Below are 19,756 nucleotides of genomic sequence, written 5' to 3'. Positions count from 1 at the left end.
CCGCCCGGTCCGGCCTCCGTACGATCCCCTCCATGAAAGCCATCCGCGTCAGCCGGGCCGGCGGGCCCGAGGTCCTCGAGCTCGTCGACGTGCCCCGCCCGTCACCGGGACCGGGCGAGGCGCTGGTGCGCCTCGCCGCCGCCGGGGTCAACTTCATCGACGTCTACCTCCGGTCCGGCCGCTACCCGAGGGAACTGCCGTACGTCCCCGGCCAGGAGGGCGCCGGCACGGTCGTCGAGCTCGGGCCCGGGGTGACCGAGGTCGCCGTCGGCGACGTGGTCGCCTGGGCCAACCTGCCCGGCTCCTACGCGGAGTACGCCCTGCTGAGCGCCGACCGCCTGGTGCCGGTGCCGGCCGGACTGGACCCGGAGACGGCGGCGGCCGTCCTCCTCCAGGGCATGACCGCGCACTACCTGTGCCACGACACCCACCCGGTCCGGCCGGGCGACACCGTCGTCGTCCACGCGGCCGCGGGCGGCGTCGGCATGCTGCTCACCCAGCTCGTGCGGATGCGCGGCGGCACGGTGATCGGCACCGCCTCGACCGAGGCCAAGGCGGAGGCGGCACGGGAGGCGGGCGCCGCCGAGGTCGTCGACTACCGGCCGGGCGCCCTGCTCGCCGCGGTCCGGAAGCACACCGACGGCCTCGGCGCCGCCGCGGTCTTCGACGGCATCGGCGGCCCGACCTTCGACGAGAGCCTCGCCGCGCTGCGCCCCCGCGGGGTCCTGGCGGTCTACGGCCAGTCCGGCGGCCCGGTCCCCCCGTTCGACCTGCAACGCCTCAACGCCGCCGGGTCCCTGTTCGTCACCCGCCCCAATCTGGAGCACCACATCACGGCCCGGTCCGAGCTGCTGCGCCGCGGCACGGCCGTCCTGCGACTGGCCCGTGACGGCGCCCTGGACGTCCGCGTCGGCCGGCGCTTCCCCCTCGCCGGGGCGGCGGACGCCCACACGGCACTGGAGGCCCGCGCGACGATCGCGAAGACGGTGCTCACCTGTTCCCCGGAGACCGCCGGTTCCCCGGTCCGCTGAGCCGGGGAAGCCGCCGTCAGTCCTCCACGGCCTGGTAGAGGGTGGTCCAGAAGTCGTGGACGAGACGGGGGGAATCGGGGGTGGACACGCCCACCTGGGTGAGCAGCACCCCGGTGACCCCGTGGACCGGGTCGGCGTACACGGAGGTGCCGGTGCCGCCGTCCCAGCCGAACTGGCCGAGCGGCGCGTAGTCGCCGCGTCGGGTGCGGACCGCCATGCCGAACCCCCAGCCGCCCTGCATGCCCTGACCGACCGTCATGGGGGCGATGTTCCCGTACATGGCGTCCCGCCCCGCCCGCTGGGCCGGGGCCACGCCGTCATGGCCCACACGGGTGAACGGCCACGGAGCATGATCGCGACGCGCGTACGCTGCTGCCCCGCACCACCACCCCTCCCCCACCCCGCCCCGCCCCGCTCCCCCGGAAGGAAGCCCCGAGGATGCGCGCACTGCTGGCCGACGCGGCCCGCACGCTGGTTCCGCCGAAGGGCGACCCGCACGGCCCGCTGCCGCCGCTGATGCTGGTCCTCACGGTCGTCACGGGCCTGGTGGACGCGGTGAGCTATCTGGGGCTCGGCCACGTCTTCGTCGCCAACATGACGGGCAACGTGGTGTTCCTCGGCTTCGCCCTGGCCGAGGCCGAGGGCCTGTCCGCCCTGGCCTCGGTCGTCTCCCTGACCGCCTTCCTCACCGGCGCCCTGGCCGGCGGGCGCTTCGGCGTCCGGTTCGGGACGCACCGGGGCCGGCTGCTCGCCTCGGGCATGACCGTGCAGGCGGTGCTGGTCGCCGGGGCGCTGGTCGTGGCCCTCGCCGGGCACGACCGGGCGGACGCCGCCTTCCGGTACCCCCTGATCGTGCTGCTCGGGCTCTCGATGGGGCTGCAGAACGCGACGGTCCGGCGGCTCGGCGTCCCGGACCTGACGACGACCGTGCTCACCCGCACCCTGACCGGGCTCGCCGCCGACTCCGGCCCCGTCGGCGGGACGGCGCCCCGGCCCGGCCGACGGGCCCTCTCCGTACTCGCGATGTTCCTCGGCGCCCTCGCCGGTGCCGCGCTCCTGTCGGTCGGCCTCTCCGTGGTCCTGGGCGCGGTCCTGGCCCTCCTCGCGGCGGGCGCGGCGGTGCTGTGGCGGGTCTCGGCGGCGGGCGCGGTCTGGGCGGCGGCGCCGTAGCCGGTTCAGTGCCCGGGGGTCTCCCGTACGGGGTGCTTGCTGAGGATCGCGACCCGGTTGAAGGCGTTGATGGTGACGGCCACCCAGAGGACGGCGGAGAGCTCGTCGTCGGCGAAGACCGTGCGCGCCTCCGCGTAGGCCCGCTCCTGGGCGAGGGCGTCGGCGGGGTGGGTGGTGGCCTCGGCGAGGGCGAGGGCCGCGCGCTCGCGGGCGGTGAAGAGCTCGGTGTCCCGCCAGGCGGCGAGCACGCCGAGGCGCCGCGTGCTCTCCCCGGCGCGCAGCGCGGCCCTGGTGTGCACGTCGAGGCAGGAGGCGCAGCCGTTGAGCTGGGACACGCGCAGGTTGACCAGTTCGACCAGGATCCGGTCGAGCCCGGCCTCGGCGGCCGTCGCGCGGACGGCGTCGGCGGTCCCCACCAGCGCCCGGTACGCGGCGGGGCTCTGCTTGTCGAGGTAGATCCGGCCGTTCGTCCGGTGGGCCGCCGCCGTGGTCTGTGCCGTCTCGGTCACCCTGTGCTCCTTCGCCCGTTGTCGTGGGTTGCCATCGGGTCTATGATCACCCATCATTGTTGAAAACGAAACTACCCGAGACGGAGAGGGCCGAGAACGATGGATGACACGGAGGTTCAGGTCCTCACCGCCCGGGACGTCCCGCTGGGCGGACCCCGCGCGATGACCGTACGCCGCACCCTGCCACAGCGGGCCCGGACGCTCATCGGCGCCTGGTGCTTCGCCGACCACTACGGCCCCGACCGGGTCGCCGACTCCGGCGGCATGGACGTGGCCCCGCACCCGCACACCGGCCTGCAGACGGTGAGCTGGCTGTTCGCCGGCGAGATCGAGCACCGCGACAGCCTCGGCACCCACGCCTTCGTGCGCCCCGGCGAGGTCAACCTCATGACCGGCGGCCACGGTATCGCGCACACCGAGGTCTCCACCCCCGGCACCACCGTCCTGCACGGCGTCCAGCTCTGGGTGGCCCTGCCCGACGCGCACCGGCACGCGCCGCGCGCCTTCCAGCACCACGCGCCGCGGCCGCTCCGCGTCGACGGCGCCGAACTCCGCGTCTTCCTCGGCACGCTGGCCGGCGAGACCTCCCCCGTCAGCACGTTCACCCCGCTCCTCGGAGCCGAGGTCCTGATCGACGCGGGGACCACGGTCACCCTGGACGTCGACCCGGAGTTCGAGCACGGCCTGCTCGTCGACGAGGGGGACGTACGCCTCGACGGCACGCCCCTGAAGCCCGCCGAGCTCGGCTACGCCGCGCCCGGGCGCACGGCCCTGAGCCTCACCAACCACTCCGGCCGCACGGCCCGGACGGTCCTGCTCGGCGGCCCGCCGTTCGAGGAGGAGATCGTGATGTGGTGGAACTTCATCGGCCGCGACCACCAGGACATCGTCGAGGCGCGGGAGGAGTGGGAGCGGGCCTCCGACCGCTTCGGCGCCGTCGACGGCTACCCCGGCGCCCGGCTCCCGGCCCCGGCACTGCCGAACGCGGTGATCACCCCGCGGAAGAACCCGCCCCGCCCCTGACCACCCCGCTCCTCCCGCGCCCGGGCCACCCCCGAACCACCCCGGCGCAAGCCCCGCGCGGTCCCCGCGCACTCACTCCCGAAGGGAACCCCGCCATGACCGAGCAGACCACCGCCACGACCGCCGCCACCCCCGTCGTCCGCCGCGTCGACGCGCGCCACCGCTACGAGATCCTCGTCGACGAGCAGCGCGCCGGCCTGACCGCCTACCGCGACCGCGAGGACCGCCGGGTGTTCTTCCACACCGAGATCGACGAGGCCTACGCGGGTCAGGGCCTCGCCGCGATCCTGGTCGAGCAGGCCCTGACCGACGTCCGCGCCGCGGGACTGCGGATCGTCCCGGTCTGCCCGTACGTGGCGAAGTTCCTCAAGAAGCACGAGGAGTTCGCGGACATCACCGACCCCGTGACCCCCGAGGTCCTCACCTGGCTGGACGCCCGGCTGGGCCGCTGAGGCCGGTCCGACCGGCCGGTCACCGCGCGCGCCCGCTCCCGCCCGTCAGGCGACCTCGCCCGACGGGTGGAAGTTGACGCGCTCCCTCACGACCGGGAAGCCGGCCCTGGCGAAGGTCGCCGCCATGGGGACGTTGCCCTGGTCCGTCGCCGCGCCGATGAACTCCGCGCCCTCCTCGGCGAGGACGTGGGTGCACTCCGCGAGGAGGTCGTAGGCGTACCCGTGGCCGCGCTGTTCCGGGACCACCCCGACGAAGCCGACGGTCGGGCCGGAGGGGTTGTGGGCCGGGATGTGGATGCCGGCCAGGTCGCCCTCGGGCGTGTGCGCGACCTGCCACCACTCCCGCGGGGAGGGGCACCAGTGGAAGAAGTCGAGCTCGTCCTGCGCGACCCGGTCGAGGCCGCTCTCCTCCCTCGTCCGGAGCGCGTGGGCGTCCAGGGTGACGGAGTGGATGCGGCGCAGCGCGTCGAAGAACACGGCGTCGTCGGGTTCGGCGCGGAAGCGCAGGCGTCCGGGCCGCTCGGGCAGGCCCCGCTCGGGGGTCCAGCGGTACAGGAAGCGCTCCACCAGGAGCGCGTACCCGGCGGCGCGGGCGGCGGCGAAGCGGGCCTCGGCGGCGGCGCGCAGGCCGGGCCGCTCCCGCCAGCCGCCGGGCAGGTTGATCTCGAGTTCGACCCGCCGGGGAGCGGAGCGCAGGAGCGCGGCCCCGGCCTCCTCCTCGCCCTCGGCCACGTCGAACCAGTTGATGTTGACGGGCTCCGTGTCGTCGGGGCCGCCCCACCACGCGCCGCGGGCGACGACCACGCCGTCGCGCAGGGCGACGCGCTTCCAGTCGGGGCGGAACCGGGTGAGCCGATGGCCCTCACGGGCCCCCAGCGGGTCGGGGAGTGCGTCGAAGAGATGGGCGTCGCTCGCGGAGAGCGCGCGGATGACCGGACCGGTCATGGATTCCTCCGGGAAACAGGCTGCTCGGAGCGCTCCCGGTCAGAACCGACGGACCACGCCGGGAACGCGGAAGAGGGAGCGCTGGGATGGTGTGAACTGCACGGCACTCGCCTCCTTCCGTCCGTCTCAGGGCGTGGGGCCACACCGTACGAGATCCTCCGCGGTTCCGTCCACGTATTTTCGCCCGTGGCCCGCCGGAGTGCCGGGCACGGAGTGCCCGGCGAACGGCGCGAGCGCCTTCTCCTGCGCCCCCACGAGTCCCGCTACCCGCCCGTTCTCGTCGAACACCATCGCGAAACATCACCGAGCCCCTCGACGGGGCCGGCGCCGTGCTCCGCAGGGTGAGACCACCGGCCCCACAGCTCGTCAGTTCCTCCAAGCGCTCTCTCATTCACCATGGAGGGTCGCACGGCTTTCTTGCAGATGCGATCCTGAGCGTCCTACGGTGTCGAACATGCAGTCCTACACCATCGGGCAGGCCGCGCGTCTGCTGGGCGTCAGCCCGGACACGGCGCGGCGCTGGGCCGACGCCGGCCGGGTCGCGACGCACCGCGACGAGAGCGGCCGGCGCGTGATCGACGGGAAGTCGCTGGCCGCCTTCTCCGTGGAGATCGCGCAGGGCGACGGCGAAGACGCGTCGTACACGTCGGCCCGCAACGCGTTCCCGGGCATCGTCACGGCGATCAAGCTCGGCGACATCGCGGCCCAGGTGACGATCCAGGCCGGTCCGCACCGGCTGGTCTCCCTCCTGACCCGGGAGGCCGTGGAGGAACTGGGACTGGAAGTCGGCATGCAGGCCACCGCCCGCGTGAAGTCGACCAGCGTGCACATCGACCGCACCTGACCACCCCTCACCCAGGTCCCGGCGCCGGGACCTCCCGGCCGTCGGCGCGGGCGGCCCCGTCCCCGTGCTTCCCTCAGCTCGTGAGGGGCCGTCCCTCCCGGGGGAAGGGACGGCCCCTCCGCCCCACGCACCCATGTCTCCGGGATCATCGATGAAACGAGCAGGCCGCCGAAGCTCCGGCGCCCGTCCGCCCCTCCTGCTGGCGCTGCCCGCGCTGGCGGCCGTGGCCTTCCTCGGCCTCCCGCTCCTCGGCATCCTCGTACGGACCGAGTGGAGCGAACTCGCCGGCCACCTCACCTCGCCGGGCACCGTCCAGGCCCTGAAGCTCTCGCTGCTCGTCTCCTTGTGGGCGCTCGGCCTGTCCCTCCTGCTCGGCGTGCCGCTCGCCTGGCTCCTGGCCCGGGTGCCGTTCCCCGGCAAGGCCTTCGTCCGCTCGCTCGTCCTGCTCCCGATGGTGCTGCCGCCGACCGTCGGCGGTGTCGCGCTGCTGCTCGCGTTCGGGCGGCGCGGGCTCCTCGGCCCCTGGCTGGAGTCCACCTTCGGCATCACCCTGCCGTTCCACACCTCCGGCGCCGTCCTCGCGGCCACGTTCGTCGCCATGCCGTTCCTGGTCATCAGCCTGGAGGGCGCGCTGGGCGGGCTGCGTCCCCGGTACGAGGAGACGGCGGCCTCGCTCGGCGCCTCACCGGTGCGGGTCTTCTTCACCGTCACCCTGCCGATGGTGGCGCCCGGAGTCGTCGCGGGCGCCGCCCTGACCTGGGCGCGGGCGCTCGGCGAGTTCGGCGCCACGATCACCTTCGCCGGCAACCTGCCCGGCACCACCCAGACCCTCCCGCTCCAGGTCTACCTCCTGCTCCAGGACGAGCCGGAGGCCGCGACCTCGGTCTCCCTGCTGCTCCTCGCCATCGCGATGGCGGTCCTGATCGCCCTGCGGGGACGCTGGACCGGCACCCCGGTGGACCGGGTCCGCCCCGCCGCGGCCGTTCCCGACGCCGATGCCGCGCCCGCGGAGCCGGCGGCGGACGTCGAGGTCAGCCCCGCCCCGGCCGGTGCCCGCTGCTCGCTGCACGCCGAGGTCACCGGCTTCACCCGGCTCACCCTGGACGCCGAACCCGGCACGACCATCGCGGTCGTGGGGCCGAACGGAGCCGGGAAGACCACCCTGCTCCGGGCCCTCCTCGGCCTCACGCCCCGGGCCCACGCGGAGCTCGCCCTCGGCGGCACGGACGTCACCGCGCTGCCCCCGCACCGCCGGCGGGTCGCCTGGGTGCCGCAGGACGGCGCCCTGTTCCCGCACCTGACGGCGCTCGCCAACACGGCGTACGGCCTGCGCGCCCAGGGCGTCGCCCGCGCCGAGGCCCGCCGCGAGGCGCAGGCCTGGCTCGACCGCCTGGGCGTCGGGCACCTCGCGCTCCGCCGCCCCGGCCAGCTCTCCGGCGGCCAGGCCCAGCGCGTCGCCCTGGCCCGGGCGCTGGCCGCCCGGCCCCGGCTCCTGGTCCTCGACGAGCCGCTCGCCGCCCTCGACCAGACCACCCGGGCGCACGTGCGGCACACCCTGCGCACCCACCTCACCGGCTTCGGCGGCGTCTGCCTGATCGTCACCCACGACCCGGTCGAGGCGGTGTCGCTGGCCGACCGGGTGCTCGTGCTGGAGGACGGGCGGGCCCTGCAGGACGCCACGCCGGCCGAGGTCACCCGTCATCCCCGCTCCCCCTGGGTGGCCCGGATGCTGGGCCGCAACGCCTGGCCCGGCACCGCGACCGCCGAGGGCCTCGCGCTCGACGGAGGCGGCACCCTGGTCGCGGCCGAGGCGCCGCCCGCCGGCACGCCCGCGCTCGCGATCGTCGCGCCGGAGGCGGTGTCGCTGCACCGCGAGAAGCCGGCCGGCAGCCCCCGTAACGTCTGGCCCGGCACCGTGCGCGAGATCACCGCGAGCGGGAGCAGGCTGCGGGTGCTGGTCACGTCCGACCGGGCGCCGGACGTCGTCGCCGAGATCACGCCCCAGGCGGCGGCCGAACTGGTTCTCGCCGACGGAGTGTCCGTGTGGGCCAGCGTCAAGGCGACGGAGGCGACGGTCGTCGTGCTCTGAGCCCGGGAAGGGGTCCGCTCGCGGGCCCCTGCACGCGCGAAGGCCGCGCCCCCGCTCGGGGGGCGCGGCCTTCCCGTCGTGCGGCCCGGGTGGATCAGGCGGAGGCGAGCGAGATCTCGGCCGACTTCACCAGGGCCTTGTCCGAGGATCCCGCTGCCAGGCCCAGGTCCTCCACCGCCTCGGTCGGGTCCCGCGCCCCGGTGTCAGGACCAGGGCGCGGGGGCCGGGGGGTGTGACGACCGGCGGGCGGTCGTCGCAGGTGACGGTGTTGGGGAGCAGCCAGGGGGCCAGCCAGCCGCCGTCGTTGCCACCGAGGTCGGTGAGGGAGAACTCCGAGCCGGTGGCGGGGAAGCCGAAGGAGCCGCAGTTGTTCACGCCCACGGCGCCGACGTTGCGGGCGTCGACGTTCTCGAAGGTGGCGGAGCCCTTGGTGCGGGCGCTGAGCACGGAGTTGCCGGTGCCGTCGACGCGGATGTCCTTGAAGTGGACGGCCGGGATGCCGTAGCGGTCCCGTACCCCGTACTCGCTGACGAGCATGATCGCGTTGTGGGTGGAGTCGAGGTAGTGGTCGCCGGTGACCCGGACGTCCGCGTCGACGGAGCCGTCCAGGGCGTAGAACCAGAGGGCGCCGAGGCCGATCCGCCAGTTGAGGTCGAGGGTGCCGGCGCGGACGGTGGTGTTGTCGGTGAAGTGGAGGGCGCCGGTGAAGGGTTCGGCGCCGAAGCGGGCGCCGGCGTGCAGGCCGCTGCCCTCGCGCACGGGGTCGGCGACGAGGTTGCCGGTGACCGTGGTGTCCGCTCCCCCGTAGACGGCGATGCCGTTGGCGAGGGTGGGTGACTGGACGGTGTTGCGGGCGAGGGTGTTGCGGGCGTCGGCGGTCTTCTCCGACCAGAGGGCGATGCCGTCGTCTCCGGTGTTGCGGACGAAGTTGCCGCGGACGAGCGAATCGGTGACGCCGGTGTGGAGGTTGACGGCGTCGGCGATCTGGTCGGTGATCAGGTTGTCCGTGATCCGTACGTTCCGCAGGGGGCCGTCGAGCCAGATGCCGACCTTGGTGTGGTGCAGGCGGAGGCCGTGGATCGTGGAGTCGTTCAGGGCGCCGCCGATCGCGTTGACCTGGTCGGTGTCGATCCGTTCGCGGACGTCTCCCTCGACGGTGAAGCCGGAGAGGTGCACGTTCCGGCTGCCGCCCTCGGCGGCGCTCCTGCCGTAGAGGCCGACGCCGGTGTGGCGGGAGCCGTCGGGGGCGGGCTCGGGGAGGGCGGTCCGGCGGCCCTTGAGGACGGTGTGCCAGTTGCCCGCGCCGACGATCGTGATGTCGTCGACGACGAGGTGCCGGTCGACCCGGAAGGTGCCCGGCGGCAGGTAGACGGGCCGGTGCGCGCGGCGGGCGAAGGCGATGGCTCGCTCGATGGCGGGGGCCGCGTCCCGGCGGCCGGTGGGGTCGGCGCCGAACGCGCGGACGTCGACCCCGCCGCGCTCCACGTGCGGGGCGGCGACCCGTTCGGTGTCGAGGAGGTCGATCACGGTCCAGGCGGCGGGACTGCCGGCCGGGACCGTCAGGCGGACGCGCTCCCCGGCCCGGTGGGTGGTGCCGAGGAGGAGGCGCTGCTCGTCGTAGAAGTGGGTGGGGCGGAACGGCTTGGTGAGCTCGGGCGCGGGGGTGGTGGCGGCCGGGACGCAGGAGCATTCGGCGAGCCACCAGTCCGGGTGGAGCAGGCCGGCCCCGGGGTCGTTGGTGAAGGGGTACTGGTTGTAGAGCCAGGAGTACTGGGAGGTCAGCGTCATGGTGCGGCGGTGGTGTCCGCCGACGGTGACGTCCAGGGGTGCGGTGATCCCGCCGCCGCCGGCCGCGTCCGGGATGCTGTAGCGGACGGTCAGGGCGTTGGCGGCGCGGGGCAGGGTGAACTCGACGTACTGCCCGGGGGCGAGCCGGACCGCCTTCCGGCCGGAGGCCTCCGAGGGGAGGGTGTACGGGGTGCGGTCCGGTCCGATGACGGTGCCGTCGGTGCGGGCGTTCTCCGCCTCCTGCTCGTCGAAGGCGACGTCGGCGCCTCTCCCGGCGACCAGGGCGGGGTCGAGTCCGGCCCGGGTGACGACGGGCCGGGCCGGGTCGGGGTCCGCCGCCGCGGCGGGGGCGCTGGTGAGGACGGTGCCGAGGGCGAGGAGGGCGGCGGCGACCGCCGTCGCCCTCCCGTACGGGTGGGCCATGCGGGGCTCTCGTTTCTCTCGGGGTGGCGGGAGCGGCTCAGGCGCGCAGCCAGACGGCGGTGTCCGGCGGGAGGGTGTCCCCGGGGCCGAGGGGGCCGCTGGCGAGGAGGAGTTCCTCGTGGCCGGGGAGGGCGACGGGGGCGCCGGAGAGGTTGACGACGCAGACGAGGCCGTGGGTGCGGGCGAAGGCGAGGACGCCGTCCTCGGCGGGGAGCCAGGCGAGCGGCCCGTCGCCGAAGCCGGGCACGGTACGGCGCAGGGCGAGGGCGGTGCGGTAGAGGGTGAGCATGGAGCCGGGGTCCTCGCTCTGCCGGTCGACGGCGTAGCGGGCCCAGTCCTCGGGCTGCGGCAGCCAGGGGTCCGTGCCGGTGCCGAAGCCGTACGAGGGGGCGGCGGCCTCCCACGGGAGGGGTACCCGGCAGCCGTCGCGGCCGGGGTCGGTGCCGCCGGAGCGGAAGTGCATGGGGTCCTGGATGCGGTCCCGGGGGATGTCGGCCTCGGGGAGGCCCAGTTCCTCGCCCTGGTAGAGGTAGACGGAGCCGGGCAGGGCGAGGGTGAGGAGGGCGGCGGCGCGGGCGCGCCGGGTGCCGAGCTCCAGGTCGGTGGGGGTGCCGAAGCGCTTGGCGGCGAAGTCGAAGCCGGTGTCGGCGCGCCCGTAGCGGGTGGCGGTGCGGGTGACGTCGTGGTTGCAAAGCACCCAGGTGGCGGGGGCGTGGACGGGGGCGTGTTCGGCGAGGGTGTCGTCGATGGTGGAGCGGAGCCGTCCGGGTTCCCAGGGGCAGGCGAGGAAGTTGAAGTTGAAGGCGGTGTGGAGCTCGTCGGGGCGGAGGTAGCGGGCGAAGCGTTCGGCGTCGGGCAGCCAGACCTCGCCGACGAAGACGCCGCCGTAGGCGTCGGCGATGGCCCGCCAGGAGCGGTAGACCTCGTGGATCTCGTCCTGGTCGATGTACGGGTGGGGGTCGACGCCCTCGACGAAGTCGCGGAGTTCGGGGTCCTTGGTGAGCAGGGCGGCGGAGTCGATGCGGACGCCGGCGACGCCGCGTTCGAACCAGAAGCGCAGGACGTCCTCGTGTTCGCGGCGGACGTCGGGGTGGGCCCAGTTGAGGTCGGGCTGTTCGGGGGTGAAGAGGTGGAGGTACCACTCGCCGTCGGGGACCCGGGTCCAGGTGTCGCCGGAGAACTGGGAGGGCCAGTCGTTGGGCGGGAGTTCGCCGTGCTCGCCGCGGCCGGGGCGGAAGTGGAAGCGGGCGCGTTCGGGGCTGCCGGGGCCGGCGGCGAGGGCGGCGGTGAACCAGGCGTGCCGGTCGGAGACGTGGTTGGGGACGATGTCGACGATGACGCGCAGGCCGAGGGCGGCGGCTTCGGCGATGAGCTTCTCCGCCTCGTCGAGGGTGCCGAAGGCGGGGTCGATGGCGCGGTAGTCGGCGACGTCGTAGCCGCCGTCGACCATCGGGGAGGCGTACCAGGGGGTGAACCAGACGGCGTCGACGCCGAGTTCGGCGAGGTGGGGCAGTCTCGCCCGGACGCCCGCGAGGTCTCCGGTGCCGTCGCCGTCGCCGTCGGCGAAGCTGCGCGGGTAGACCTGGTAGATGACGGCGTCGCGCCACCAGTCGGCGGTGCGGGACGGGTTGGGGGCTGCCACGTGACGGTCCTTTCGGGCAGGGGTGTGTGCGGTGGAGGTGCGGAGGGCCGTGGGCGGGGGGCGGGTCAGCCCTTGAGGCCGCCGGCGGTGAGGCCGCTCATGATGTTCCGCTGGAAGAGCAGGAAGACGACGAGCGTCGGCAGGGACGCGATGGTCAGGGCGGCGATGAGGATGTTGACCGGGACCCCGTTGGAGAGGGAGTAGATGCCCACGTTGAGGGTCTGCTTGGTGGGGTCGGGGAGCGTCAGCATCGGCCAGAGGAAGTCCTTCCAGACGCCGACGACCGCGAAGATCGACACGACGCCGAGGATGGGCCGGGGAGATCGGCAGGACGATCGACCAGAGGGTCCGCAGGGGGCCGGCGCCGTCGATGGAGGCGGCGTGCAGGAGTTCCCCGGGGATGGAGTCGAAGAAGCGCTTGAGCAGGAAGATGTTGAACGCGTTGGTGACGGACGGGAGCCAGATCGCCCAGGGGCTGTTGAGCAGGTTGCGCTCGACGATCGGCACGTCGAGCACGGTGAGGTACTGGGGGACGACGAGGACGGTCGCCGGGATCATCAGGGTGGCGAGCATCATGCCGAGGACGGCCTTGCCGAGCACGGGGCGCAGCTTGGAGAGCGAGTAGGCGGCGGCGACGTCCAGGACGAGCTGGAAGGCGAGGGCGCCGAAGGCGTAGTAGAGGGTGTTGAGGAGGAGGGTGGCGAGGTCCATGACCTCCCAGGCCCGGGTGTAGTTCCCCGGTGTGAAGCTGCCGGGACCAGGGTGGGCGGGGTCTGGATGACCTCCTGGGCGTCCTTGAGGCCGCTGGAGGCCAGCCAGTAGAGGGGGCCGAGGAAGACCAGGGTGAACAGGAGGAGGACCAGGCCGAGGACGATCCGGTAGGCGGCCTTGCCGCCGGGCCGGGCGAGCCGCCCGGGTGCGATGAGCGTGCGTGTGGACATCTGTGTCTCCCCGGTGCTACTCGTCCTCGGCGCGGCTGAGCTTCACGTACGCCGCCGAGAATCCGGCGAGGAGCACGAGCAGCATCAGGCCGAGGGCGGCCGCGGCGCCGTAGTTGTTGAAGCTGAAGGCGTACTGGTAGATGAGGTAGACGACGGTGGTGGTGGACCCTTCGGGTCCGGCGCCGCCGGTGAGCAGGAACGGCTCGACGAAGACCTGCATGGTGGCGATGACCTGCATGAGCAGCATCAGCGAGAGGACGAGCCGGGTCTGCGGGACGGTGACGTGCCAGATCTTGCGGAGCAGGCCGGCGCCGTCGAGTTCGGCGGCCTCGTACAGCTCGCCGGGGATGGTCTGGAGCGCGGCGAGGTAGATGAGGGTCGCGCCGCCCATGTTCATCCAGGTGGAGGCGACGACGACGGCGAGCAGGGAGAGGTCCGGGTCCTGGAGCCACTGCTGCTCGGGCAGGCCGAGGAAGCCGAAGAGCTCGTTGAGGAGGCCGTATCCGGGGTCGTACAGGTACTTGAAGAGGAGTACCGCGGCGACCGGGGGGCAGCATGACCGGCAGGTAGACGAGGAGCCGGAGGTAGGCCTGGGCGTGGCGGAACTCGTTGATGACGAGGGCGGCGACGAAGGGGACGGCGAAGCCCAGGACGAGGGCGAGGGCGGTGTAGAGGACGGTGTTGCCCCAGGCCTGCCAGAAGGCGGGATCGTCGGCGACGGTGCGGAAGTTGTCGAGGCCGACCCAGGTGGTGCGGCCGCTCTCGGTCCTCTGGAAGGCGAGCAGGACCTCGCGGATCATCGGGTACCAGGAGAAGACCGCGAAGCAGAGGACGGCGCCGATGAGGAAGCCGTGGGCGGTCAGGTTGCGCCGCAGGGACGTGGCGAACCGTCCGGTGGCCGGGCGGGGGTCCGCCGCGCCGGTCGGGGCGGGGCGGCGGGTTCCCGCCTCGCTCGGGATCGTGCTGAGGGCCGGCATCGTCGCTCCTTGGTGCTGGGTGCCGCTGCTGAGGGTGCGGACGGGCGGGGCGGACCGGGCCGGTCCGCCGCCGCCCGGGCGGGTCACTGGTGGGCCAGGACCTGGTTGACCTGCGTCTCGGCGGTGGCGAGGAGCTTGTCGACGTCGGCGTCCTTGTTGGTGAGGAGCGCGGACATCACGTTGTCCAGGACCTTGTAGACCTCCTGGGCCTTCGGCGGCTCGGCCTTGCCGGCGACCGGGTTGTCCATGAAGGTCTTGAAGTTGGCGACGGGCATGGTCGCGTGCTGGACGCGTTGGGCGTCGTCCTTGGTCTTGGAGTCGTTCAGCCAGAAGTTGGGCTGCGGGACGCCGACCGGGAGGCCGTCGGTCTTGGCTCGGGCCCAGTCGAACTGGCCCTTGCCGACGGTGAGGTTCTTGAAGTTCAGCCAGGCGACGGCGGCCTTGATCTTGTCGCCGGAGATGCCCTTCTTGATCATGTAGTTGTTGCCGCCGGCGAGGGTGTTCTTGCCGCCGGGTATGGGGCCCATGCCGAAGTTCTCGTACTTCGCGCCGAGCTGCTGGACCATGTACGCGATGTCGTCGGGGGCGGCGAGGAACATGCCGAGCTTGTCGGTGGCGATCTGCTTCTGGAGGTCGCCCCACTTGAGCAGCTGGGTCTTGCCCATGCTGTCGTCCTCCCAGCGCATGGCGTGGAGGTTCCTGGCGACCTGCTTGCCGATCTCGTCGTTGAAGGCGGCCTTGGTGCCGCTCGCGTCGACGACGTCGCCGCCGAGGCTGTACATCTGGGCGGTGAAGTGCCAGCCGCCGGTGTTGCCGGCGCTGTACTCGCCGAAGCCCGCGACGCCGTTGCCGAGGCCCGCGATCTTCTTGGCGGCGGCCCGGACCTCCTCCCAGGTGCGGGGCGGGTTGTCGGGGTCGAGGCCGGCGTCCTTGAAGAGCTTGCGGTTGACGAGCAGGCCCATCGTGTAGTTGCTCGTGGGCAGGCCGTAGAGCTTGCCGTCGTGCTTGAGGGAGCCGAGGACGTTGGTGTCGATGTCCGCCAGCGCCGGGACGGTCTTGTCGTTGACGTAGGCGGTGATGTCGGCGGCGCCGTCCTCGGAGAGGACCTGCGGCAGGTCGGTGAAGTAGGTGTAGAAGACGTCCGGCTGCGACTTGGCCTTGAGCATCGCGGTGAAGCGCGGGGGTTCGAGGCACTGGCCGGGGGTGGAGCGGCCCTCGATGGTGACGTTCGGGTACGTCTTGTTGAACTCGGCGACGTCCGCCTGCCATTCCTTGAGCTCGGCGGCCTTGGCGGCGGGCGGCATGCAGTCGATGGTGAGCGTGACCTTGGTCTTGGGGTCGAGCGGCTTCGAGGGGTCGGAGGATCCCCCGGCCCCGGCTCCGCCGTTGCCGTCGTCGCTGCTGCTGCTCGTGCCGCAGGCGGCGAGAGCGGTCAGGGTGAGGGCGGAGACGAGGCCGACGGCGGCGGTTCTGCGGGCACGGCGGAGCCGGGCACTTCTCATGGGTGGTCCCCTTCGGGCGATGCGCGGGTGGGTGAGTGGGGTGGGCCACACTCAACCACCCGCGACAAGTGAACGCAAGATATCGCGCTGATTTCGTAAATGCGCGACAGAGTGATGCAACTACGGGTTAATGTTGATCTTGAAGGTGGAGGTGGTGTTGCGGACGTCCACGGCGTTCCCGCTCGTCCGCAGCCCGTTGAAGGTCACCTCGCCCACCGCCGGGCCCTGGCCCGACTCGGGCAGCTCGTTGGCCCACAGACCGAAGCCGGACTTCGCGTCGAAGGCGTCACCGCTCTTGCGCGCCCCCGTGACGGAGACGTCGCTGAAGACGGTGTCCTTGATGGGGAACTGCGGCTGGCCGCCCACGTAGTTCGTCTGGAACATCACCCCGCTGTAGGTGGGGTCGACGATGTCCACGTGGTTGACCCTGATCCCCTGGAAGACCTTCGAGGCGGAGAACACCCAGATGCCCGGGAAGGTCTGCGCGCCCCAGAAGTGCCCGCCGGCCCGCACGATCGAGATGTTCTCGAAGGTCGTCGGTCCGGTTCCGAATCCGTTCATCGGATAGCCGAAGTCCAGCGAGGAGATGGTGATGCCGGAGTAGACCAGGGTGTCGGCGATGAGGATGTTGCGGAAGGTGTTGTCGTAGCCGCCGTAGACGGCCACGCCCGCGGCCCGCCAGGTGAGCGTGCTGGTCAGGTTCTCGTAGACGTTGTTCTTCATGTCCGCGCCGCCCGCGTCGATCGCCGAGAACAGCGCGAAGCTGTCGTCGCCGGTCGCCCGTGCGTCGTTGTTGGTGACCAGGTTGTCCGTGGACCCGTTGGTCATGTTGACGCCGTCGGCGAACAGGTTCCGGATCCGGGAGTTCCTGATCGTGATCCGGTCGGTGTTGGCACCCCAGTAGAGGCAGACGAAGTGCTCGTTCCAGACGTCGTCGATGACGATGTCCGACACGTTCGAGAAGTCGAAGACCTTGCCCGGGCCGTCGATCCGCGAGGTGTAGTTGCCGAAGTAGGCGAAGCCCTTGAAGAGCGAGCCCTTCGCGGTGCCCTCGGCCCGGAAGCCGACGTCCGTGTTGTCCTGCGTGGAGGGGGCGCGGAACCGGGTGTACCAGGGCCCGGCGCCGACCACCTTCACGGCCTTGCCGTACACCTGGAACTTGCTCGCCGTCTGGTAGTCGCCCGGCGGCAGGTAGACGCCCACCAGGGCGCCCGTGGTGTCCATCCGGACCCGGTCCAGCGCGTTCTGCACGTCCTGGTGGGTGAAGCCCGCCGGGACCGCGTACGCGGCCGGGTCGGGGTTCGCCACCGGGGCCACCTGCTCCAGGTTCACGAAGTCGATCGCGTACGTGGAGGTGTTCGCGGCGTCCTTCTGGAGCCGGATCCGGCTGCCGGCCGGCACGGTCTCGCCGAGCATCAGCTGCGCCTCGTCGTAGATGTGCCGCGGACCGCCCGCTCCCGGGGAGTTGCCGGGTGCGGTCTCGGAGCCGTACAGCCACGCGTACTTCGAGGTGAGCGGCAGGGCCTTCTTGAAGACGCCGTCGACGTAGACGTCGAGCGTCGCGTCGATCCCGCCGCCGCCCGGGGCGTCCGGGATGGAGAACCGGGTCACCAGGGTGTTGGTGGCCGCCCGGGTGGTGAACTCGACGTACTCCCCGGTCGCGTCCAGGTTCACGGCCTTGCGCCCGGAGGCCTCGCCCGCGATGTCGCCGACCGTGCGGTTGGGCCCGACGACGGTCGCGCCGCCGCCCGCGGCGGCGTCCTCCGCCTCGTACATGTCGTACGGCATGTTCGCGCCGCGCCCGACGAAGAGGGGCTGGACGGCGGTGTTGTTCTGCCGCTTCACCGGCAGCTCGTTCGCGTCGTCGGCGAGGACGGTGCGGACGGTGTACGAGCCGTCGGCGGCGGTCCAGGGCCCGAGGCTCACCTCGGTCCGCGCCCCGGCGGCCAGCGTGCCGCCGTAGGAGCCGGTGAGGGTCTTCACCGTGCCGCCCCGCTCGTCGAGCAGGGTGAGCGTGACGCCGTGGGTGCCGCCGGCGGTGGCGACCGTGCCCTGGTTGCGGACGGCGACCTTGAAGGTGACGGAGTCGCCGGCCGAGGGGCTGGAGGGCGAGGTGGTCACCGAGGCGGCGACCGGGTCCGAGCTGTCGACCGGCCGCACGACGAGCGCGGTCGGGCTGGTGTAGGCGTTGTTCGTCTCGTTCTGCTCGATGACCGCGTCCGCCTCGTCCGCGACCGCGCTCAGCTCGTACGAGCCGGCGTCCCGGGCGCCGATCGACGCGGTGACGGTGGTCTGGGCGCCCGCGGCGAGCGCGCCGACGGCGGCCGTGGCGACCTTGATGCCGCCGAGGCGCACCGCGAGGCTGCTGGCCGGGGCGGCGGCGGTGCCGTCGTTGCGGACGGTCGCGCTCACCGTGACCGGGTCCGACTCGACGGGCGCGGCGGGCGAGACGGTCAGCCCGGTGACCCGCAGGTCCGGGTTGGGCGCCGGGACGCCGATCACCTGGAACTCGGCGATCTGCCCGGCCGGGGCGCCGGTGTTGGCGGTGATCCGGAGCTGGACGTCGGCGACCCGGGCGGTGAGCGGGATCGTCACCTGGTTGCCGCTCCCGGGGTCGAAGGCGTAGCTCTTCGCGGCGACGAGCCCGCTGAAGCCGGTGGCGTCCTGGGCGCGGCCGAGCACCTCGATCGTCTGGGATCGGGCGCCCCAGGCGGTGTCGGGGTTGAGCCGCAGGACGAGCCGGTCGAGGTCGGCGTCGGCGCCCAGCTTGACGGTGAGGGTGTTCGGGTAGCTGCCGCCCGCGCCCTCCCAGTAGGTGGCCGTGCTGTTGTCGTTGGCGTTGGCGGCGACGAAGGTGTGCACCGTGGAGGAGGCGGCGATCGCCTTGCCGACGGCCAGGTTGGAGCCGGTGCCGCCGCTGCCGTTGCGGGTGACGCCGTTGCTCGCGCCGGACTGGTTGCCCGCCGCGTCCTTGGCCCGCACGGAGTAGGTCACGGTGGCGGAGGCGGGCTGGGTGTCGGTGTAGGTGGTGACGTTCCCGGCGACGGAGCCCCGCAGGGTTCCGTTGGCGTAGACGTCGTAGCCGGTGACGGCGGTGTTGTCGGTGGAGGCGGTCCAGGTGAGGCGGATCTGGCCGGAGGCGGGCTCGGTGTAGGCGAGGTTGGCCGGGGCGGTCGGCGCCTGGGTGTCGCCGGCGTCGCCGATGCGGGTGACGGTGTTGGAGTCGCCGGACTGGTTGCCGGCCGCGTCCCGGGCCCGGACCGTGTAGGACACGGTCTGGTTCGCGGGGCGGGTGTCGGTGTAGGTGGTGACGTTCCCTGCGAGGCTGGTGAGCAGGGTCCCGTTGGCGTAGACGTCGTAGCCCGTGACGGCGGTGTTGTCGGTGGCCGCGGTCCAGGTGAGGCGGATCTGGCCGGAGGCGGGCTCGGTGAGGGCCAGGCCGGCCGGGGCGGTCGGCGCCTGGGTGTCGCCGGTGGTCGGCCCGTAGACCTCCAGCTCGGAGAACTGGGCCGCGTTCTGGACCGTGTTGGCGGTGACGAGGACGCGGACGTACCGGGTGGTGGTGGCGCCGAAGGCGAGCGTCGCGCTGCGTCCGTTCGTCGCGTCGAAGGCGTAGGCCTGGGCGGCGGTCAGGTCGGTGAAGGAGCTGCCGTCGGTGCTGCCCTGGATCTTCAGGGTCTGGCTGCGGCCCTCCCAGGTGTCCGGCAGGCGCAGCACCACCCGGTCGACGCGCAGGCCCGCGCCGAGATCGGCCTGGAGCCACTGGGGGAAGGCGCCGCCGGTGCTCTCCCAGTAGGTGGCGCGGTTGCCGTCGTTGGCGTTGGCCGCCGCGTAGGTCTGGGTGCTGCTGCTCGCGGTGAGGGTCTTTCCGGCCGCGAGGTTCGGGGAGGTGCCGTCGGCGCCGTGCACCTCCAGTTCGGAGAGCTGGGCGGCGGCCCAGCCCGTGTTGGCGGTGATGTCGACCCGTACGAAGCGGGCCTGGGCGGCCGGGAAGGCGATGGTGACGGTGTTCCCGGCGCCGGGGGTGAAGGCGTAGGTCGCCGAGGACTTCAGGGTGGTGAAGGCGGTGCCGTCGGCGCTGCCCTGCACGGAGAGCGTCTGGTTGCGGCTCTCCCAGCCGGCCGGGAGCCTCAGCACCACCTCGTCGACGCGGGTGGCGGTGCCGAGGTCGGCCTGCACCCACTGCGGGAGGGCGGAGCCGGAGCTCTGCCAGTAGGTGCCCTGGTTGCCGTCGGTGATGTTCGCGGCGCCGTACTCGGCGTGCGCGCTGCTCGCCGCTGCGGCGTCGCCCAGGGCGAGGTTGGGGCCGCCTGCCGCGTGGGCGGCGGTCAGGGGGCCGCCCAGTGCCAGCAGGCTCGTCGCGATCGCGGCGCTCAGGCCCCGTGATCTCCAGTTGCGGATCCTCATCGCTCCTCGGTTC

At 73.0% G+C, this 19,756-nt stretch carries 13 protein-coding genes and 2 pseudogenes; 6 read left to right on the top strand and 9 right to left on the bottom strand.

From position 1 onward, the window contains the following. The first annotated feature begins 32 nt into the window (after positions 1 to 32). Entirely contained in the window at positions 33 to 1,031 is a 999-nt protein-coding gene (locus ABD981_RS00760) for a quinone oxidoreductase family protein (RefSeq protein ID WP_046906074.1), read from the top strand. 16 nt (positions 1,032 to 1,047) lie between these two features. Here the strand turns inward: ABD981_RS00760 and ABD981_RS00755 are convergent, their stop codons facing one another. Continuing rightward, positions 1,048 to 1,344, bottom strand: a complete 297-nt coding sequence (locus ABD981_RS00755; protein ID WP_046905984.1) for a serine hydrolase — start codon at positions 1,342 to 1,344, stop codon at positions 1,048 to 1,050. Positions 1,345 to 1,469: 125 nt separating this feature from the next. Between ABD981_RS00755 and ABD981_RS00750 the strand changes: the two genes are divergently transcribed. Continuing rightward, positions 1,470 to 2,201 (top strand): YoaK family protein, encoded by a 732-nt coding sequence (locus ABD981_RS00750; RefSeq protein WP_046905983.1) that lies wholly within the window; start codon positions 1,470 to 1,472, stop codon positions 2,199 to 2,201. Positions 2,202 to 2,206: 5 nt separating this feature from the next. On the opposite strand, the gene ABD981_RS00745 is transcribed toward ABD981_RS00750, so the two are convergent. Then, a complete protein-coding gene (locus ABD981_RS00745) occupies positions 2,207 to 2,710 on the bottom strand; it encodes a carboxymuconolactone decarboxylase family protein (protein WP_046905982.1) in 504 nt (167 codons plus the stop codon). Positions 2,711 to 2,809: 99 nt separating this feature from the next. On the opposite strand from ABD981_RS00745, the gene ABD981_RS00740 reads away from it, so the two are divergent. Continuing rightward, on the top strand, positions 2,810 to 3,733 hold the full coding sequence (locus ABD981_RS00740; protein ID WP_046905981.1) for a pirin family protein: 924 nt from the start codon (positions 2,810 to 2,812) through the stop codon (positions 3,731 to 3,733). 95 nt (positions 3,734 to 3,828) lie between these two features. After that, positions 3,829 to 4,185, top strand: coding sequence for a GNAT family N-acetyltransferase (locus ABD981_RS00735; protein WP_046905980.1), 357 nt, complete (start codon positions 3,829 to 3,831; stop codon positions 4,183 to 4,185). A 45-nt stretch (positions 4,186 to 4,230) separates the two neighbouring features. Here ABD981_RS00735 and ABD981_RS00730 read toward each other — a convergent pair whose 3' ends face one another. Further along, positions 4,231 to 5,130 (bottom strand): GNAT family N-acetyltransferase, encoded by a 900-nt coding sequence (locus ABD981_RS00730; protein ID WP_046905979.1) that lies wholly within the window; start codon positions 5,128 to 5,130, stop codon positions 4,231 to 4,233. 454 nt (positions 5,131 to 5,584) lie between these two features. Between ABD981_RS00730 and ABD981_RS00725 the strand changes: the two genes are divergently transcribed. Next, entirely contained in the window at positions 5,585 to 5,974 is a 390-nt protein-coding gene (locus ABD981_RS00725) for a TOBE domain-containing protein (protein WP_046905978.1), read from the top strand. 151 nt (positions 5,975 to 6,125) lie between these two features. Then, a complete protein-coding gene (locus ABD981_RS00720) occupies positions 6,126 to 8,063 on the top strand; it encodes an ABC transporter permease (protein ID WP_046905977.1) in 1,938 nt (645 codons plus the stop codon). Positions 8,064 to 8,189: 126 nt separating this feature from the next. On the opposite strand, the gene ABD981_RS00715 is transcribed toward ABD981_RS00720, so the two are convergent. The 6 genes and pseudogenes from ABD981_RS00715 to ABD981_RS00690 form a co-directional block, all read right to left on the bottom strand. Beyond that, positions 8,190 to 10,274, bottom strand: coding sequence for a glycosyl hydrolase family 28-related protein (locus ABD981_RS00715; RefSeq protein ID WP_345527349.1), 2,085 nt, complete (start codon positions 10,272 to 10,274; stop codon positions 8,190 to 8,192). 37 nt (positions 10,275 to 10,311) lie between these two features. Then, positions 10,312 to 11,916 carry a glycoside hydrolase family 13 protein gene (locus ABD981_RS00710; protein WP_046905975.1) on the bottom strand — a complete coding sequence of 535 codons (1,605 nt, stop codon included), beginning with the start codon at positions 11,914 to 11,916 and terminating at the stop codon, positions 10,312 to 10,314. Between the two features lie 65 nt (positions 11,917 to 11,981). Then, positions 11,982 to 12,857: pseudogene (locus ABD981_RS00705) on the bottom strand (carbohydrate ABC transporter permease). A gap of 16 nt (positions 12,858 to 12,873) precedes the next feature. Beyond that, positions 12,874 to 13,834, bottom strand: a pseudogene (locus ABD981_RS00700) (carbohydrate ABC transporter permease). Positions 13,835 to 13,917: 83 nt separating this feature from the next. Further along, entirely contained in the window at positions 13,918 to 15,336 is a 1,419-nt protein-coding gene (locus ABD981_RS00695) for an extracellular solute-binding protein (RefSeq protein WP_046905972.1), read from the bottom strand. 120 nt (positions 15,337 to 15,456) lie between these two features. Further along, positions 15,457 to 19,743 carry a discoidin domain-containing protein gene (locus tag ABD981_RS00690; RefSeq protein WP_046905971.1) on the bottom strand — a complete coding sequence of 1,429 codons (4,287 nt, stop codon included), beginning with the start codon at positions 19,741 to 19,743 and terminating at the stop codon, positions 15,457 to 15,459. Positions 19,744 to 19,756: the final 13 nt, after the last annotated feature.

It is taken from the genome of Streptomyces showdoensis (assembly GCF_039535475.1).
Taxonomy (GTDB): domain Bacteria; phylum Actinomycetota; class Actinomycetes; order Streptomycetales; family Streptomycetaceae; genus Streptomyces; species Streptomyces showdoensis.
The sequence above is the reverse complement of the archived record's forward strand: the minus strand, read 5'-3'. Positions and strand labels throughout refer to the sequence as shown.

What these genes read in the sequence shown, in the direction of transcription:
- ABD981_RS00760 (WP_046906074.1), top strand. Translation starts at nt 33, where the DNA reads ATGAAAGCCATCCGCGTCAGCCGGGCCGGCGGGCCCGAGGTCCTCGAG.
- ABD981_RS00750 (WP_046905983.1), top strand. Translation starts at nt 1,470, where the DNA reads ATGCGCGCACTGCTGGCCGACGCGGCCCGCACGCTGGTTCCGCCGAAG.
- ABD981_RS00740 (WP_046905981.1), top strand. Translation starts at nt 2,810, where the DNA reads ATGGATGACACGGAGGTTCAGGTCCTCACCGCCCGGGACGTCCCGCTG.
- ABD981_RS00735 (WP_046905980.1), top strand. Translation starts at nt 3,829, where the DNA reads ATGACCGAGCAGACCACCGCCACGACCGCCGCCACCCCCGTCGTCCGC.
- ABD981_RS00730 (WP_046905979.1), bottom strand. Translation starts at nt 5,130, where the DNA reads ATGACCGGTCCGGTCATCCGCGCGCTCTCCGCGAGCGACGCCCATCTC.
- ABD981_RS00725 (WP_046905978.1), top strand. Translation starts at nt 5,585, where the DNA reads ATGCAGTCCTACACCATCGGGCAGGCCGCGCGTCTGCTGGGCGTCAGC.
- ABD981_RS00720 (WP_046905977.1), top strand. Translation starts at nt 6,126, where the DNA reads ATGAAACGAGCAGGCCGCCGAAGCTCCGGCGCCCGTCCGCCCCTCCTG.
- ABD981_RS00715 (WP_345527349.1), bottom strand. Translation starts at nt 10,274, where the DNA reads ATGGCCCACCCGTACGGGAGGGCGACGGCGGTCGCCGCCGCCCTCCTC.
- ABD981_RS00695 (WP_046905972.1), bottom strand. Translation starts at nt 15,336, where the DNA reads ATGAGAAGTGCCCGGCTCCGCCGTGCCCGCAGAACCGCCGCCGTCGGC.
- ABD981_RS00690 (WP_046905971.1), bottom strand. Translation starts at nt 19,743, where the DNA reads ATGAGGATCCGCAACTGGAGATCACGGGGCCTGAGCGCCGCGATCGCG.